Source organism: Bradyrhizobium sp. USDA 4473, assembly GCF_054063335.1.
Map to the genome: position 1 here is coordinate 7,176,270 of NZ_JBSSGE010000001.1, position 15,511 is coordinate 7,191,780.

Consider the following 15,511-nt stretch of genomic DNA (forward strand, 5'->3'; position numbering starts at 1 on the left):
CCAGTGCACCGGCCCCGCCTCGCATCACTATCACTTCAGCCCGAAATAGGCCCGGTGCAGCTCTTCGTTGCCGCTCATTTCGGCAACCGTGCCGGAGAAGCGGATACGGCCGCCTTCCAGCACGAAGACGCGGGTGGCAATCTCGAGGAAGCCGATATTCTGCTCGGCGATCAGGAGCGCCAGGCCGCGGCCCTGCAGGCTCGACAGGGCGCGCAGCACCTCCTTGACGAACAGCGGCGACAGCCCGGCCGAGGGCTCGTCCATGACCAAGAGCTTCGGCTCGGCCGACAGCGCCTTGGCGATGCCGAGCATCTTGCGCTGGCCGCCGGACAGGCTGGAGGCCGGGTCGCGGCGCTTGTCGCGCAGCACCGGAAACAGGCCGTAGAGTTCGTCGACCCGCGCGCCCGGATCGGCATGGCCCAGTGCCTGCGCGCCGACCCGGATGTTCTCCTCGATCGACAGGTCGGGAAACACCGCGAGCTCCGACATGTAGGTCATGCCGCGCTTCATGCGGTCCGACGACCGCATCCTGGTGATGTCCTCGCCGCCGAGCTTGATGTGGCCGCTGCGGGCCTCGATCAGGCCGACCAGCGACTTCAGGAAGGTGGTCTTGCCCGCGCCATTGGCGCCGAGCAGCAGCACGGTTTCGCCGGGGCGGACGTCGAGATCGACGCCCCACAACACCTGCATGGTACCGTAGCCGGCGTCGACACCGCTGGCGTCGAGAAGCGGCGCTGCGTCAGTGGGCATGCTCGCCTCCCAAAAACACCTCGATCACCTGCGGCTCGCGCACCGCGGTCGCGAGCGTGCCCTCGAAGATCTCCTTGCCCGCATTGAGCACGATGACGCGGTCGGTGATCTGCTCGATGAAGCCCATCAGATGCTCGACCACGATGATCGCCATGCCGGTCGCGGCCAGCGCCTTGATGCGGCCGGCGATCCAGTCGAGCTCCGCCGGGTTGAGCCCGGCGGCAAGCTCGTCGAGCAGCAGCAGCCGCGGCCGCGTCGCAAGCGCGCGGGTCAGATCGAGCATCTTCTGCTGCGCGCTGTTGAGGTCGGCTGCGGGGCGGTCGGCGACCTCCTTCAGCCGATATTCGTCGAGCAGCTCGGCGATCGATGGCGGCGTGCCGGCGGCGCCGCCATAGGCCAGCGCCACCTGGATGTTCTCGCGCACGGTCAGCGACAGGAACGGCTTCGGCACCTGGAAGGTGCGGTTGATGCCGCGATGGACGAGCTTGTGCGAGGCGACGCCGCCGGAGGATGCGCCGTCGAACACCACCTCGCCGCCATCGGGCGCATAGAGCCCGGAGATCACGTTGATCGCGGTGGTCTTGCCGGAGCCGTTCGGGCCGACGAGTCCGAGGATCTCGCCGGGCACGACATGAAAGCTCAGGCCGTCGAGCGCGTGGAATCCGCCGAAGCGTTTCACCAGCTTCGAGACATTGAGGATCGGGGTTCTCTCAGGGGACATGCCACCCCCTGCGGGTTGCCAGCGACACCAGGCCTGCGGGCAGGAACAGCACCAGTCCCATGATCAACAGGCCATAGATCAGCTGGAAATATTGCGGCGTGGTGAAGCCGATCAGATTGTAGATGCCGTAGAGGATCAGCACGCCGACGATCGGTCCGGTGATGGTGGCAACGCCGCCGAACAGCGCGAACACGATGGCGAAGATCGAGAACTCGCCGGAGAACACGTTGTCGGGATAGAACACCGAGACGTACCAGGCGTAGATGCCGCCGGCGAGGCCGGCGACCAGCGCCGAGGCGAGCCAGGCGATCACCCGCATCTTGATGATGTTGACGCCGGCCATCGAGGCCGACACCGCATCCTCGCGCACGGCTTGCAGCGCAAGCCCGAACGGCGAGTTCTTCAGATAGACCACCGCTGCGACGGTCAGCGCCATCACCACCACGGCGGCGTAATAGGCGTGGGTCGGATTGAAGGTGCCGGTGAGCGAGACGCCGTAGGGACCCTTGGTGATGCCCTCCAGCGCCGGGTTGGCGACGAAGTGCAGCACCGCGAGCGAGGCCGCGAGGTTGGCGATCGCGAAATACGCGCCCGACAGCCGCAATAGCGGCGTCAGCAGCAGGCCCAGCGCGACCGCGACGGCGCCGCCGACCAGCACCGCGAGCGGCGCCGGCGTCTGCAGGTGCATCACCATGATGGCAAAGCCATAGGCGCCGGCACCGAAGAAGCCTACATAGCCGAACGGCAGATAGCCGGTGAAGCCATAGATGATGTTCACGCCCTGCGCGAGGATCAGGAAGATCACGAAGTTGAACAGCAAAAGATGGTTTTGATAGACGCCGGGCAGCAGTGCGAACACCACCACCAGCGGCGCCAGGATGAACAGCAGGTGTTTCGAGGCGTTATGCAACGCGCACCCGCCTTCCGAGCAGACCGCTCGGGCGCAGCAACAGGATCACGATCAACAACACATAGGGCAGCAAGTCGGCCCAGGAACTGAGATAGGTCTGCACCAGCATGTAGCAGAGACCATAGACGACGCCGCCGAGCGCGGTGCCCAGGGGATTGCCGAGCGAGCCGAGCACGACGATGGCGAACGAGGTCACGGTGGCATCGGCGCCGAACGCCGGCGTCACCGAGCCGAACATGAAAGGAGCGAACACGCCGGCGATGGCCGCGAGCCCGAGCCCGATGCCGAACGCCGCCGCAGAGACGCGATCGACGTCGATGCCGGTCGCCAAGGCCTCGTCGCGGCGCGACATCACCGCGCGGGTCAGGGTGCCGAGCCGGGTATGGTAGAGATAGAGGTAGACCAGCCCGATCGCGATCAGGCTGGTGATCGCCGCGATCACCCAGGGCGCCGGAAAGCCCTGGCCGAAGATCTGGATCGGCCCAGCGCCAGCGGCCTTGCCGCCAAACCACTTCACCTTGATGGTCGTGAACACGGTGCCGAGCAGCCGGCTCTGGATCGAGCGCTCGCTGGTGCCGGCGAAGATCGTGGTGACGGCTTCGATCACCTGCGACAGGCCGAAGAACAGGATGATCGACAGCATTTCCGGATTGGCCGAGCCCTGCAGCCGCGGCACCAGCACCCAGTAAAGCAGCACACCCGCGAGCACGAAGATCACGAAGGCCAGCGGCACCGCGAACAGCGGGTCGATGCCGGCGATGCCGACCACGCCCAGCGCGATGAAGGCGCCGAGCATCAGGATGTCGCCATGCGCAAGGTTGACGATGCGCATGACGCCGAACACGAGATTGAGACCGATGCCGACCAGGCTGAAATACAGCCCGAACAGCACGCCGGCAACGAGCGCATAGGTCATGCTATCGCTCGCCGCCGAAGGTGTACGCCTGCCGCTGTCAATCGCATCACGGGGCCGGATAGATCGGCTTGCCGGTGGCGGTCTCGTGGGGATAGATCGAGACGAACTTGATGTGATCGTGCTCGTCGACCGTGAGCTGACCAAGCGGCGTCAGTTCGCCGATCTGGCCGCCGGTCTCGTCCAGCGCGAAGGTGCCGTCGAGCGTCTTGAGCTGGCCGCTGAGCGAGAACACCGCGCGGCGCAGCTCCATCTGGTCGAGGCTGGTCGCAACCGACAGCGTCTTCTCGATCACCAGCGCCGTGGTGTAGCCGGCCACCGCGTTGAAGCCGAACTCCATCTTGCCGTCGTTGTACTTCTTGGTCCAGGCGGCGCGGAAATCCTTCATGTTCATCCCGAAATTGACGGGATAATCCAATTCGGACGGCGGCACATAGGTCCAGATGTGCTCCAAGCCCTTGGCGCCGACATTCTTCTCCAGCAGTTCGGTCTCGAGGCCGGCATAGATCGCGAACAGCATCTTGAACTTGGTGCCGACGTCCTGGACGTTGCGCAGGAAGGCGATGTCGTTCGGCGCATAGCCGAAATGGATCACTGCGTCGGGATTGGCGTTGCTGATGTTGTTGATGATGACGTTGTAATTGGTGGTCTCGGTCGGAACGCCCTGGTCGTAGACGATCTCGATCGGCGCGCCGGACTCCTTGACGAACTTGCGGAACGCGTTGGCCTGGGTGCCGGTGAACTCGTTGGTCGCGTACAGGATCGCGATCTTCTTGATGCCGAGCCCGGGGCCGTCATGGCTGATGAAGTCGGCGACCGGCTTGGGCCAGACCGTCGACACCGGGTCGGCCATCAGCGCGATGTAGGGATTGTCCTTGGAGAAGAAGCTGGCACCGGTGCCGGTCTGGTCGAACAGGAACATCTTGTGGTCGCGCGCGATCGCAACCGCGGGCGCCGTCAGCACCGATCCGGAATCGGCGACCAGGAGGTCGACCTTATCCTGGGTGACCAGCTGGTTATAAAGCGTCGACGCGGTCGCCGTATTGCTCTGGTCGTCATAGGACACGAGCTTGATCGGGATCTTCTTGTCGAACGCCTTCACGAACACGCCGCCCTCGGCGTTCTTCTGCTCGACCCACAATTTCAGCGAGCTGTACACCGGCATCGAGATCGAGGCGTAGCGCCCCGAGGACGCGTAGAGCGTGCCGATCTTGATCTCCGACGGTGCGTCGGCGGCCATCGCCTGCGTGGCAAATGCGAGGCTGGCAGCGAGTGCCGCGCCGATGATCCTCAGCATGATATTATTCCTCCCGGGTATCTTTGACGTGTCTTGGACGTATCTTGGACGCGGCCCTTCTACGCGCCGGACCGGAGCGACACAAGCACGCCGGCCTTAGCAATTGTGCGAGGGGCGGAATATGCGGCATGCGCGGGACACAGGCCGCTGCGCGGGACATGGATGGACCGTTGACGGGTCTCGGTCCGATGGCGCATCAAGACCGTAACGATTTCCGGAGGAGACTATAGACATGGCCGAGCCCGCGCGCGCGAAACCAAAGCCGACGCCTGAGACCCAGCATTTCTGGGACGGCACCAAGGCCGGCGAGCTGCGCCTGCAGCGTTGCGACGCCTGCGCCAATGTCTACTTTCCGCCGCGGCCGTTCTGCCCCTCCTGCGCCTCGCGCAGGGTCTCGGTGTTCAAGGCCAGCGGCAAGGGCAAGCTCTACAGCTACGTCATCAACCACCGCCCCGCCGCGCCCGGCTTCACGCCGCCTTATGCGATCGCCGTGGTCGAACTCGACGAGGGCCCGCGCATGATGAGCAACATCATCGATTGTCCGCAGACCCCGGAAGCGCTCGAGCTCGACATGCCGCTCGAGGTCGCCTTCGAGGCCCTCGACGACAAGATCACCCTTCCCTTGTTCCGTCCGGCGAAGGGGTAACGCAATGCGCAGGAACCAGGTTGCCGTCGTCGGTGCGGCCGAGACCACCGAGCTCGGGGTCATCCCCAACATGTCGCAGATCCAGTTGCACGCGGATGCGGCGCTGAACGCGATCGCGGATGCCGGCTTGAAGCTGTCCGATATCGACGGCTTCGCCACCGCGGTCGAGACCCCACAGCAGATGGCGCATTATCTCGGCATCACGCCGACCTGGGTCGACGGCACCTCGGTCGGCGGCTGCTCCTTCATGCTGCATGTCCGCCACGCTGCCGCCGCGATCGAGGCGGGGCTGTGCAAGACCGTGCTGATCACCCATGCCGAGAGCGGCAAGTCGATGATCGGCAAGCAGCCGCGCTTCACCGCGCCCGACAGCCTCAACGGCCAGTTTGAATCGCCGTTCGGCGTCTACGGGCCGCCGAGCATGTTCCCGATTCCGGTGCTGCGCTTCATGAAGACGCACGGCATCACCCATGAGCAGCTCGCGATGGTCGCGGTCGTGCAGCGCGAATGGGCGGCCAAGAACCCGCGTGCGACCATGAAGGAGCCGATCACGGTCGCGGACGTGCTGAACTCGCGGATGATCGCCTATCCTTTCCGGCTGCTGCAATGCTGCCTCGTCACCGACGGCGGCGGCGCGCTGATCCTGACCTCGGCCGACCGCGCCAAGGATTTCCCACAGAAGCCGGTCTATATCCTCGGCACCGGCGAGAGCGTGGAAACGCCGATGGTCAGCCAGATGAAGACTTTTGACAGTTCGCGCGCCTTCAAGGTGGCGGGCCCGCTGGCGTTCAAGGAGGCCGGCATCACCCACAAGGACGTCGATCATCTGATGATCTACGACGCCTTCGCGCATCTGCCGCTGTACGGCCTCGGCGACCTCGGCTTCATGCCCTACGAGGAAACCGGCAAGTTCATCGCCGACGGCAATACCCGCCCCGGCGGCAAGCTGCCGCTCAACACCAATGGCGGCGGCCTCAGCTACATGCACTCCGGCATGTACGGCATGTATGCGCTGCAGGAGAGCGTCCGGCAGATGCGCGGCATTGCACCCGCACAGGTGCCGAACGCCAAGATTTCGGTCTGCCACGGCGTCGGCGGCATGTTCGCCGCATCAGGCACGATCATCTTTACGAACGAGAAGTAACAACCTCCGTCGTTCCGGGGCGCGCGAAGCGCGAACCCGGAACCTCGAGATTCTCAGGTGCGCATTGCGCACCATAGTTCGATGCTGACGCATCGCCCCGGAATGACGGACACATACAAGGAGAACCCACATGGCAAAATCACTGCAGGATAAAGTCATCATCGTCACCGGCGCAGGCCGCGGCATCGGGCGCGAGATCGCGCTGCTGTGCGCGGCGGAAGGCGCCAAGGTCGTGGTCAACGATCCCGGCGGCGCGGCGGATGGCGCAGGCTCGAGCGCCGCGCCCGCCGAGGAGGTGGTCGAGGAGATCAAGAAGCGCGGCGGCACGGCGGTCGCCAATTTCGAATCGGTGGCGGAAGCCATTCCCGCGAGCAAGATCGTGAAGACCGCGACCGATCATTTCGGCCGGCTCGACGGCGTCGTCAACAATGCCGGCATCCTGCGCGACATGATCTTCCACAAGATGAGCGTGGAGGCCTTCGAGGCTGTCATCAAGGTGCATCTGATGGGCTCGTTCTACGTCAGCCACGCCGCGGCGCGGATCTATCGCGAGCAGGAGTCGGGCTCCTTCGTGCACTTCACCTCGACTTCCGGCCTGATCGGCAATTACGGCCAGGCCAACTATGCCGCCGCCAAGCTCGGCATCGTCGGCCTGTCGAAATCGATCGCGCTCGACATGGGCCGCTTCAACGTGCGCTCGAACTGCGTGTCGCCGTTCGCCTGGACCCGCATGATCGGCACGATCCCGACCGAGACCGATGCCGAGAAGGCCCGGGTCGAGAAGATCAAGCAGATGGGTCCGGAGAAGATCGCGCCGGTCTGCGCCTATCTGCTCTCGGATGCCGCCAAGGACGTCACCGGCCAGATCTTCGGCGTGCGCATGAACGAGATCTTCCTGTTCGGCCAGCATCGTCCGGTGCGCTCGGTGCATCGCGGCGAAGGCTGGACGCCGGAGACCATTGCCGAACACGGCATGCCGGCGCTGAAGGGATCGTTCGCCAAGCTCGACCGCTCGGCCGACGTCTTCACCTGGGATCCGATCTGATCTTCGGATCCGATCTGACGGTTTTATGAAATGTCGCCTCGACGAGAACGTAGGGGCGACACACTCTTCGGTTGTTCCTTCATCGCGTGCCCGCATTGTGCCAGAATTGCGGGGGTATGATCGTCCTCCCGATAACAAGAAACCTGGGAGGACTTTCGTGACAAATCCAAGCAACACACATCCGAGCAACACAGCGAAACACGAGGGCGACGGAACGAAGGCGTTCAACCGTCGAACGATCTTGCGCGGCGCAACCGCGCTTGCTGCAACTGCGATGGCCGCATCCGATGCTGCGGCGCGCGACTTCGGCCCCAATGCGGAGCCGCAGCGCTATCCCGATCCTGATATCGTCGTGATCGACGACAAGCGCTTCAAGGCCAAGGTCGGCAACACCGCGATCAAGCGCCTCTACACCGGCTGTCTGTGGGCCGAAGGCCCGGCCTGGAACGCGCAGGGCCAGTATCTGGTGTGGAGCGACATCCCGGCCAACCGGCAGCTGCGCTATCTCGACGATGACGGCCACATCTCCGAGCAGTTCCACAAGCCGTCGAACGAGGCCAACGGCTCGACGTTCGATTTCGAGGGCCGCCAGATCACCGCCGAGCGCACCCGGCTGGTGCGCTACGAGCACGACGGAACCGTGACGTCATTGGCGGAGCAGGCCAATGGCAAGCCGCTCAACGGGCCGAACGACATGGTCGTGCACCCCAACGACAAGTCGATCTGGTTCACCGACCCCGGCTACGGTGCGATTTCGATCTATGAAGGCCAGCGCGCCAATACCGGTTCGAACCAGCCCTATCAGAAGGAGGCCGTCTACCGCATCGACGCTTCGACCGGGCAGATCGCCAAAGTCTGCGACGAACCGTTCAAGCCGAACGGCATCGCCTTCAGCCACGACTACAAGAAGGTCTATGTCTGCGACACCGGCATCACGCACTATCCGAACGCCAAGAACATCGTCTGGCAGTACGATCTCAACGGCGACAAGCTCTCCAACCCGCGCACGCTGATCGACATGACGTTGGACGGCAAGTCCGGCTTCCCCGACGGCATGCGCGTCGACATCGACGGCAATATCTGGGTCGGCGCCGGCTGGGTGGGACCGGGCTATGACGGCGTGCAGGTGTTCGCGCCTGACGGTGCGCGCATCGGCCAGATCCTGCTGCCCGAGACCTGCGCCAACCTCACCTTCGGCGGCAAGAAGCGCAACCGCCTGTTCATGACCGCGAGCCAGTCGCTGTATGCGGTCTATGTGGAGACGCGGGGCGCGCATAATTGTTGACCGATCTTCCTTCCGTCGTCATTGCGAGGAGCGAAGCGACGAAGCAATCCATGTCACCGCTTGCGGCCCAATGGATTGCTTCGCTGCGCTCGCAATGACGGCGCAGGCATCACGGCCTTAGCCGCTATTCCTCAACCCCGCCGAAATCCCGTTGATCGTGATCTGGATCCCGCGCAGCACCTGCTCGTCCGGGTTCTGCGCGCGATGCTCCTTGAGCAGTTCCACCTGCACATGATTGAGCGGGTCCATGTAGGGGAAGCGGTTGCGGATGCCGCGCTCCAGCAGCGGGTTGCCCTGCAGCAACCGGTCGTGGCCCATGATGTCGAGCAGCGTCTCGATCGAAAGATGCCACTCGCGGCGGATCTGGCCGAAGATTTTCTCGCGCAACGCAACGTCGGGCACCAGCTCGGCGTAGCGCGACGCGATCGCGATCGAGCTCTTTGCCAGCACCATATCCATGTTGGACAAGAGCGTGCGGAAGAACGGCCATTCCCGGTACAGCTCCTGCAGGAACGGCATGCCCTGCTCCGGATGCTCCGCGATCCAGGTCTCGACCGCCGCGCCAAAACCGTACCAGCCCGGCAGCATCAGCCGGCATTGCGCCCAGGAGAACACCCAGGGAATCGCGCGCAAATCCTCGATCTCGCGGGTCTTCTTGCGCGACGCCGGACGGCTGCCGATGTTCAAGGTCGCGATCTCGTTGATGACGGTCGAGCCCCAGAAATAATCGGCGAAGCCTTCGGTCTCGTAGACGAGCCCGCGATAGGCCTTGAAGGCGAGCGCGGAAATCTCCTCCATCGCCTTGAGATATTCGGGGCGCGGCGCGCTCTGCCGCGGCTGCAGCAGGCTGGTCTCCAGCGTTGCCGCGGCGAGGATCTCCAGATTGCTGCGGCCGACCTCGGCATTGGAATATTTCGACGAGATGATCTCGCCCTGCTCGGTGATGCGGATCTGGCCGTTCACCGCGCCGCCGGGCTGCGCGATGATCGCATCGTAGCTCGGGCCGCCGCCGCGGCCGACCGAGCCGCCGCGGCCGTGGAACAGGCGAAGCCGCACGCCGTGCCGCTCGAACACCTCGACGAGGCCGATCTCGGCCTTGTAGAGCTCCCAGCCCGAGGTGACGAAGCCGCCATCCTTGTTGCTGTCGGAATAGCCGAGCATCACTTCCTGCACGCCGCCGAGACTGTCGACCAGCTTGCGATAGTCGTGCAGCGCCAGCATGCGGTCCATGATGTGGCTTGAGGCCTGCAGATCCTCGATGGTCTCGAACAGCGGCACGATGTTGATCGCGCTGCGGCCGGACGGATTGACGAGACCAACCTCCTTCAGCAGCACCGCGACCTCAAGCATGTCGGACATGCCCTTGCACATCGAGATGATGCATTGGGAGATCACCTCGGGGCCGAATCTGGCATGCGCCTCGGCCGCGGCCCGGAACACGGCGAGCTCGCTCTGGGTCTCCTCGGAATATTTGACGAAGGGCGAGGCCAGCGGCCGCGCGCTGCGCAACTCGCCGAGCAGCAGGCTGACGCGCGCGTCCTCGCCGAGCGCCAGATAAGACATGCCGGGATTGGCGGTGTCGAGCAGCTCGGCGATGGTCCGCTCGTGCACCGCCGAATTCTGGCGGATATCGAGCCGCGCCAGATGGAAGCCGAAGCAATCCACCGCCCGCCGCAGCTGCCGCAGCCGGCCGCGTGCGATCACGCCGGAATTGTTCGCGATCAGCGAGCGATTCAGCACGTCGAGATCGGCCTGGAATTCCTTCACGCTCGCATAGGGCTCGGCCTTGCCGACCGGCGGCCGCGTGGTCTCGACCTCGAGCCGCATCGCGGTGGCGGCAAGCCGCGCATAGATGCCGGATACCGCCAGACGATACGGCTCGCCGCTGCGATGCGGCGAGGTGTCGGGCGAACGCTCGGCGAGGATCCGCAGCTCGTCCGAGACGTCGGCGAGGTGCGCCGCCAGCGACAGCTCGGCGCCGAGCGCGTGCAGCTCCTCGAGATAGAAGCTGAGCACCCGGCTTGACTGCAGCCGCAAGGTGCCGCGCATCACCTCCCGCGGTGACGAACGGATTGCCGTCGCGGTCGCCGCCGATCCAGCTTCCCATCGTCAGGAACGAGGCGAGGTCGCCGGCCTCGCCGCCCTCGGTGTTCAGCCGGTCCTCCAGCGCGCAATGCAGCCGCGGCACCTCCCGCAGGAAGGTGTAGTCGTAGAACGACAGGCCGTTGCCGACCTCGTCGAGCACGGTCAGCTTGGTCCGGCGCAACAGATTGGTCTGCCACAGCGTCACGACGGCGCGACGAAGCTGCTCGTCGCTGGCCTCGCTCTCGTCCGGCGTCATCTGCAGCCGCTCGCGGCGGTCGAGCAGGTCGGCGATCTCCATCTCGCGGTCCATCGTGCTCTTGCGGCGGACCTCGGTCGGATGCGCGGTCAGGACCGGGCTGACCAGCGCGCTCTTGAAGAAGCTGCGCAGATCGGCCGGGCTGATGCCGGCCTGGCGGGCATGCACCAGCGTCTGCTCCAGCGTGCTCGGCCGCGGCGCCCCGCTCGGGCCGCGGCTGCGCATCTGGCGGATGTTGTTCTGGTCCTCGGCGATGTTGGCGAGGTGGGAGAAATAGCTGAACGCGCGGACGATCCGCAGCGTCTCGGCGATCGACATGCCGTCGAGGATGCCTTCCAGCTCGCGCCGCGCCAGCTTGTCCTCGTCGCGGTGGAACCGGACCGAGGTCTGGCGGATGCGCTCGACCAGGTCGAACACCTCGGCCCCTTCCTGGTCGCGCACGGTGTCGCCGAGTACGCGCCCCAGCAGGCGGATGTCGTTCCGCAGCCGTGCATCCTCCTCCTGCGCCTGCACTTCTGCCGCGCGCCGGTCGGTCTCGGAAGGCATCGTCTGGGGAGGCAAAGTCTGGGGAGGCAAAGTCTGGGAAGACATGGCTGGCTACTCCAGAGGTTGCCCGGCTCGCTCCCAAGTGTGCGCTTTTTTTGCCGCAGCGCAAGATGAACTTGCGCGGTGCACACGTCCACCAACGTCGTCCCGGCCTTCGCCGGGACGACAGCGAGCTTGTGGCCCCTAGATCCTCCGCCCCGCCCGCTCCCAATAGGGATCACGCAGCCGGCGCTTGAAAATCTTTCCGGAATCCTCGCGCGGCAGGTTGGTCTGGATCTCGATGTGCTTCGGCACCTTGTAGTCGGCGAGAGCGGTCTTCAGCTGCGCCCGGACCCCTGCGATGTCGAGCGTGACGTCCGGCTGCGGCTCGACCACTGCCATCAGCGCCTCGCCGAACTCGGCATCGGGAATGCCGAACACCGCGCAGTCGTGCACGCCGGGCACCGCATGCAGCACGGCCTCGATCTCGGCCGGATAGATGTTGACGCCGCCCGAGATCACCATGTCGCGCTTGCGGTCGCAGATGAAGACGTAGCCATCCGCATCGATATAGCCGACATCGCCGGAGGTGATGAAGCCCTCGCGGTCGATCTCGGTCCGCTTCTCGGGCTTGTTGTGATAGGTGAAATCGGGATTGCCCGCGATCCGCGAATAGATCTCGCCGATCTGGCCCTGCGCCACCTCGCGGCCGTCGTCGCCGATGAAGCGCAGCTCGGCGCCGGGCGATATCTTGCCGACCGTGCCGGGCTTCTTCAGCGCGTCCTCCGACGTCGCGAACGTCACCGCGCCTGACTCGGTCGAGCCGTAGAATTCGTAGATCACCGGCCCCCACCACTCGATCATGGCGCGCTTGACGTCGGCCGGACAGGGCGCGGCGGCATGGATGATGTGGCGCAGCGACGACATGTCGTACTTCCGGCGCACCTCCTCCGGCAGCTTCATGAGGCGGATGAACATCGTCGGCACCATGAAGATGGTGTCGATCCTCTCGCGCTCGATCAGTGCCAGAAATTCCTCGGCGTCGAAGCGCGGCATCAGCACCAGCGCGCCGCCGAGCTTGCCCGAGCGCAGCCCGAAGGAATTCGGCGCGGAATGATAGAGCGGTCCAGGCAGGATCGCGCGCGCGCCGGGCTTCAGGCCGTAGATCATCGCGCGCATCGCTTCCGCGTTGGCGGTCTGCTCCGGTGTCGGTGCGAAACGGCGAACGCCCTTCGGATGGCCCGTGGTGCCCGAGGTGTAGATCATGTTCTGCGGCTGCGGCACCACGGGGCCGTCGTAGCGCGGAAATTGCGCCAGCCAGGATTCGAAATCGATCGCGAAGTCCGGCGCCGCGAGATGATCGGGATTGATCTTGTAGTTGGCGAGGATCTCCGGTGGCGTCGGCACGCTGAGCACGATGACATCATCCGGGATCGCGCCGCGCAGCGGATGCAGCAGGTCGGCATGGCCGATCAGGACGCGCGTGCCGGAATCCGTCAGCACGTAGTTGATCTCCTCCGGCTTGAAGTGCCAGTTGATCGGCACGCCATAGGCGCCGAGCCGCATCGCCGCATAGGCCGACTCGATGAAGGCGATGTCGTTGCGCATCAGCATGCAGACGCTGTCGCCCGGCTTGACGCCGAGCTTGTTGAGGCCGGAGGCGATGCGCTCAGTGCGCTCGGCGACGGCGGCGTGATCGCGCCGGCGCTCGCCGCTGACGATGCCGCGGAAGGGTTGGGACGTTTCCATTGTCGTTATCCGATCTTGTGTCGGTTCGAAGTTAAGTCGTCGTTCCGGGATGGTCCGCAGGACCAGACCCGGAACCTCGAGATTCCGGGTTCGATGCTACGCATCGCCCCGGAATGACGGCGTGACTTCTATCCAGCATCCGCAAACTTCGGCGCGCGCTTCTCCAGATTGGCGCGGACGGATTCGGTCTGGTTCGGGCTGCCGAGCAGCTTCTGCTGCTCGACGGATTCCGCAAGCAGCGCCGCGGCCGGATCGACCGACAGATTGTTCAGCATCCGCTTGGCGGCGCGGATCGCATCCGGGCTCTTGCCGGCGATCTCGCGCGCGACTTCGAACGCTGCTGCGCGCGGGTCGTCGCAGACCCGAGTGGCGAGACCGTAACTCTGGGCCTCCTGCGCCGAGAAGATCCGGCCGGTATAGGTGAGCTCGCGGAGGATGTCGTCGCGCACGAGACTCGCGAGGATCGGCGTGCCCGCCATGTCGGGGACGAGGCCCCATTTGATCTCCATGATCGACATCCGCGCATCCGGCGACAGGAAGCGCATGTCGGCGCCGAGCGCGAGCTGGAAGCCGCCGCCGAAGGCGACGCCGTGGACCGCCGCGATGACCGGCACCGGGAGCTGGCGCCAGCCCCAGACCGCCTGCTGCGGGGCGTTGGCCTTGCCGTGGGTCCGGATTGTGAGATCGCGGTTCGCGCCGCCGGGCACTCCGTTACCGCCATCCTTCATGGCGGCGAACCGCCCCATGTCGAGCCCGGCGCAGAAGGCCCGACCCTCACCGGACAGCACCACCACCCGAACGCCTTTTTCCTTGGAAAGCCGGTCGGTTGCGGCGACCAATGCCTCGAACATCGCGGCATCGAGCGCGTTCATCTTGTCCGCCCGCACCAGCCGGACATCGGCGATACCGTCCGAAATCGATATCGAAACGCGATCTTCCATCATTCCCTCCGCTTTGTTCCCTGAGTTGGCGCTTTACAGAAAGGCCGTTGTCCGCTTTTAGTCAATCGACCAATTAACTGACAACCCCCGTGGAGGAAACGATGTTCACCGATCAGCTTCTTGCCGGGCGGCGCATCCTGGTAACCGGCGGTGGCACCGGCCTCGGCAAGGCCATGGCCACCCGCTTCCTCCAGCTCGGGGCCGAGGTGCATATCTGCGGCCGACGCAAGAGCGTCTGCGACGAGACCGCCACCGAACTGATGGCCGAGCATGGCGGGCGCGTGGTCAGCCACGGCGTCGATATCCGCAACGCCATGGCGGTCGACGAGATGATCGAGGCGATCTGGACCACCAGCGGTCCCCTCACCGATCTGATCAACAACGCTGCCGGCAATTTCATCTCGCGCTCCGAGGAGCTCTCCGCGCGAGGGTTTGATGCCGTGGCCAACATCGTGATGCACGGCACCTTCTACGTAACGCACGCGGTCGGCCGGCGCTGGATCGCCGGCGGGCATCGCGGCAACGTGGTGTCGATCACCGTGACCTGGGTGCGCAACGGCTCGCCCTATGTGGTGCCATCGGCGATGAGCAAGTCGGCGATCCACGCCATGACCATGTCGCTTGCGATCGAGTGGGGCCGGCACGGCATCCGTCTCAACACCATCGCGCCCGGCGAGATTCCGACCGAAGGCATGAGCAAGCGCATCAAGCCCGGCGACGAGGCCGGCGCGCGCACCAAGGCGATGAACCCGATGGGCCGCGTCGGCACCATGGAGGAGTTGCAGAACCTCGCGGTGTTCCTGATCTCCGGCGGCTGCGACTGGATCAACGGCGAGACCATCGCCATGGACGGCGCGCAGGCGCTGGCGATGGGCGGCAATTTCTACCAGCTGCGCGACTGGAGCGACGACGACTGGACCAAGGCGCGCGACTCGATCAAGGCGCAGAACGAGAAGGATCGCGCGGCGCGGGGTTGAAGCTCGCGCTTGCGCCCGAGTCACTGCTGTCGTCCCTGCGGAAGCAGGGGCTCATAACCGCGACTGGAAAACATCGAGCATGCTGGGGCCGCAGCGCGCTCGATAACTCGACCCTGTGGTTATGGGTCCCGGGTCGCGCGGAGCCTGTCATCGGGCGGCGCTTCGCGCCGACCCGTTGGCTTGCCCGGGACGATGTTGAAACATCGCGCCCAACATCGCCATATTGTTTTTCCCGCGCGATGCCGCCACACTCCGCGCAACCAAAAC

General features: G+C 65.0%; 12 protein-coding genes and 1 pseudogene. 5 read left to right on the top strand and 8 right to left on the bottom strand.

The annotated features are described in order from the left end of the window. Positions 1–30 precede the first annotated feature (30 nt). Genes ACVW17_RS33740 through ACVW17_RS33760 form a run of 5 tightly spaced genes read right to left on the bottom strand, consistent with a single transcriptional unit; the run spans position 31 to position 4,591 of the window. Entirely contained in the window at positions 31–750 is a 720-nt protein-coding gene (locus ACVW17_RS33740) for an ABC transporter ATP-binding protein (protein WP_456755901.1), read from the bottom strand. Next, entirely contained in the window at positions 740–1,471 is a 732-nt protein-coding gene (locus ACVW17_RS33745; RefSeq protein WP_456798370.1) for an ABC transporter ATP-binding protein, read from the bottom strand. The genes ACVW17_RS33740 and ACVW17_RS33745 overlap by 11 nt, the downstream gene beginning before the upstream one ends. Then, positions 1,461–2,381, bottom strand: coding sequence for a branched-chain amino acid ABC transporter permease (locus ACVW17_RS33750; protein WP_456798371.1), 921 nt, complete (start codon positions 2,379–2,381; stop codon positions 1,461–1,463). The genes ACVW17_RS33745 and ACVW17_RS33750 overlap by 11 nt, the downstream gene beginning before the upstream one ends. Beyond that, complete coding sequence (locus tag ACVW17_RS33755) at positions 2,374–3,297, bottom strand: branched-chain amino acid ABC transporter permease (RefSeq protein WP_456798372.1); 924 nt, start codon at positions 3,295–3,297, stop codon at positions 2,374–2,376. The genes ACVW17_RS33750 and ACVW17_RS33755 overlap by 8 nt, the downstream gene beginning before the upstream one ends. A gap of 46 nt (positions 3,298–3,343) precedes the next feature. Then, entirely contained in the window at positions 3,344–4,591 is a 1,248-nt protein-coding gene (locus tag ACVW17_RS33760) for an amino acid ABC transporter substrate-binding protein (protein WP_456755904.1), read from the bottom strand. 232 nt (positions 4,592–4,823) lie between these two features. Between ACVW17_RS33760 and ACVW17_RS33765 the strand changes: the two genes are divergently transcribed. The 4 genes from ACVW17_RS33765 to ACVW17_RS33780 all read left to right on the top strand — a co-directional run bounded on the left by ACVW17_RS33765 (position 4,824) and on the right by ACVW17_RS33780 (position 8,711). Further along, entirely contained in the window at positions 4,824–5,237 is a 414-nt protein-coding gene (locus tag ACVW17_RS33765) for a Zn-ribbon domain-containing OB-fold protein (protein ID WP_456798373.1), read from the top strand. 4 nt (positions 5,238–5,241) lie between these two features. Next, positions 5,242–6,381 carry a thiolase C-terminal domain-containing protein gene (locus tag ACVW17_RS33770; RefSeq protein WP_456798374.1) on the top strand — a complete coding sequence of 380 codons (1,140 nt, stop codon included), beginning with the start codon at positions 5,242–5,244 and terminating at the stop codon, positions 6,379–6,381. Positions 6,382–6,511: 130 nt separating this feature from the next. Next, positions 6,512–7,426, top strand: a complete 915-nt coding sequence (locus ACVW17_RS33775; protein ID WP_456798375.1) for an SDR family oxidoreductase — start codon at positions 6,512–6,514, stop codon at positions 7,424–7,426. 238 nt (positions 7,427–7,664) lie between these two features. Further along, entirely contained in the window at positions 7,665–8,711 is a 1,047-nt protein-coding gene (locus tag ACVW17_RS33780) for an SMP-30/gluconolactonase/LRE family protein (protein WP_456799003.1), read from the top strand. Between the two features lie 117 nt (positions 8,712–8,828). On the opposite strand, the pseudogene ppc reads toward ACVW17_RS33780, so the two are convergent. From ppc to ACVW17_RS33795, 3 genes and pseudogenes are all read right to left on the bottom strand, one after another. After that, positions 8,829–11,643 (bottom strand): annotated as a pseudogene (gene ppc, locus ACVW17_RS33785) (phosphoenolpyruvate carboxylase). A gap of 138 nt (positions 11,644–11,781) precedes the next feature. Then, the gene (locus ACVW17_RS33790; protein WP_456798376.1) at positions 11,782–13,326 is read right to left on the bottom strand and encodes an acyl-CoA synthetase; all 1,545 of its coding nucleotides are present in this window, start codon (positions 13,324–13,326) and stop codon (positions 11,782–11,784) included. Positions 13,327–13,454: 128 nt separating this feature from the next. Continuing rightward, positions 13,455–14,267, bottom strand: coding sequence for a crotonase/enoyl-CoA hydratase family protein (locus ACVW17_RS33795; protein WP_456798377.1), 813 nt, complete (start codon positions 14,265–14,267; stop codon positions 13,455–13,457). A gap of 101 nt (positions 14,268–14,368) precedes the next feature. On the opposite strand from ACVW17_RS33795, the gene ACVW17_RS33800 reads away from it, so the two are divergent. Next, positions 14,369–15,244 (top strand): SDR family oxidoreductase, encoded by an 876-nt coding sequence (locus ACVW17_RS33800; RefSeq protein WP_456755909.1) that lies wholly within the window; start codon positions 14,369–14,371, stop codon positions 15,242–15,244. Positions 15,245–15,511: the final 267 nt, after the last annotated feature.

Coding starts and splice junctions, on each gene's coding strand:
- ACVW17_RS33740 (WP_456755901.1), bottom strand. CDS start 750: ATGCCCACTGACGCAGCGCCGCTTCTCGACGCCAGCGGTGTCGACGCC.
- ACVW17_RS33745 (WP_456798370.1), bottom strand. CDS start 1,471: ATGTCCCCTGAGAGAACCCCGATCCTCAATGTCTCGAAGCTGGTGAAA.
- ACVW17_RS33755 (WP_456798372.1), bottom strand. CDS start 3,297: ATGACCTATGCGCTCGTTGCCGGCGTGCTGTTCGGGCTGTATTTCAGC.
- ACVW17_RS33760 (WP_456755904.1), bottom strand. CDS start 4,591: ATGCTGAGGATCATCGGCGCGGCACTCGCTGCCAGCCTCGCATTTGCC.
- ACVW17_RS33765 (WP_456798373.1), top strand. CDS start 4,824: ATGGCCGAGCCCGCGCGCGCGAAACCAAAGCCGACGCCTGAGACCCAG.
- ACVW17_RS33770 (WP_456798374.1), top strand. CDS start 5,242: ATGCGCAGGAACCAGGTTGCCGTCGTCGGTGCGGCCGAGACCACCGAG.
- ACVW17_RS33775 (WP_456798375.1), top strand. CDS start 6,512: ATGGCAAAATCACTGCAGGATAAAGTCATCATCGTCACCGGCGCAGGC.
- ACVW17_RS33790 (WP_456798376.1), bottom strand. CDS start 13,326: ATGGAAACGTCCCAACCCTTCCGCGGCATCGTCAGCGGCGAGCGCCGG.
- ACVW17_RS33795 (WP_456798377.1), bottom strand. CDS start 14,267: ATGGAAGATCGCGTTTCGATATCGATTTCGGACGGTATCGCCGATGTC.
- ACVW17_RS33800 (WP_456755909.1), top strand. CDS start 14,369: ATGTTCACCGATCAGCTTCTTGCCGGGCGGCGCATCCTGGTAACCGGC.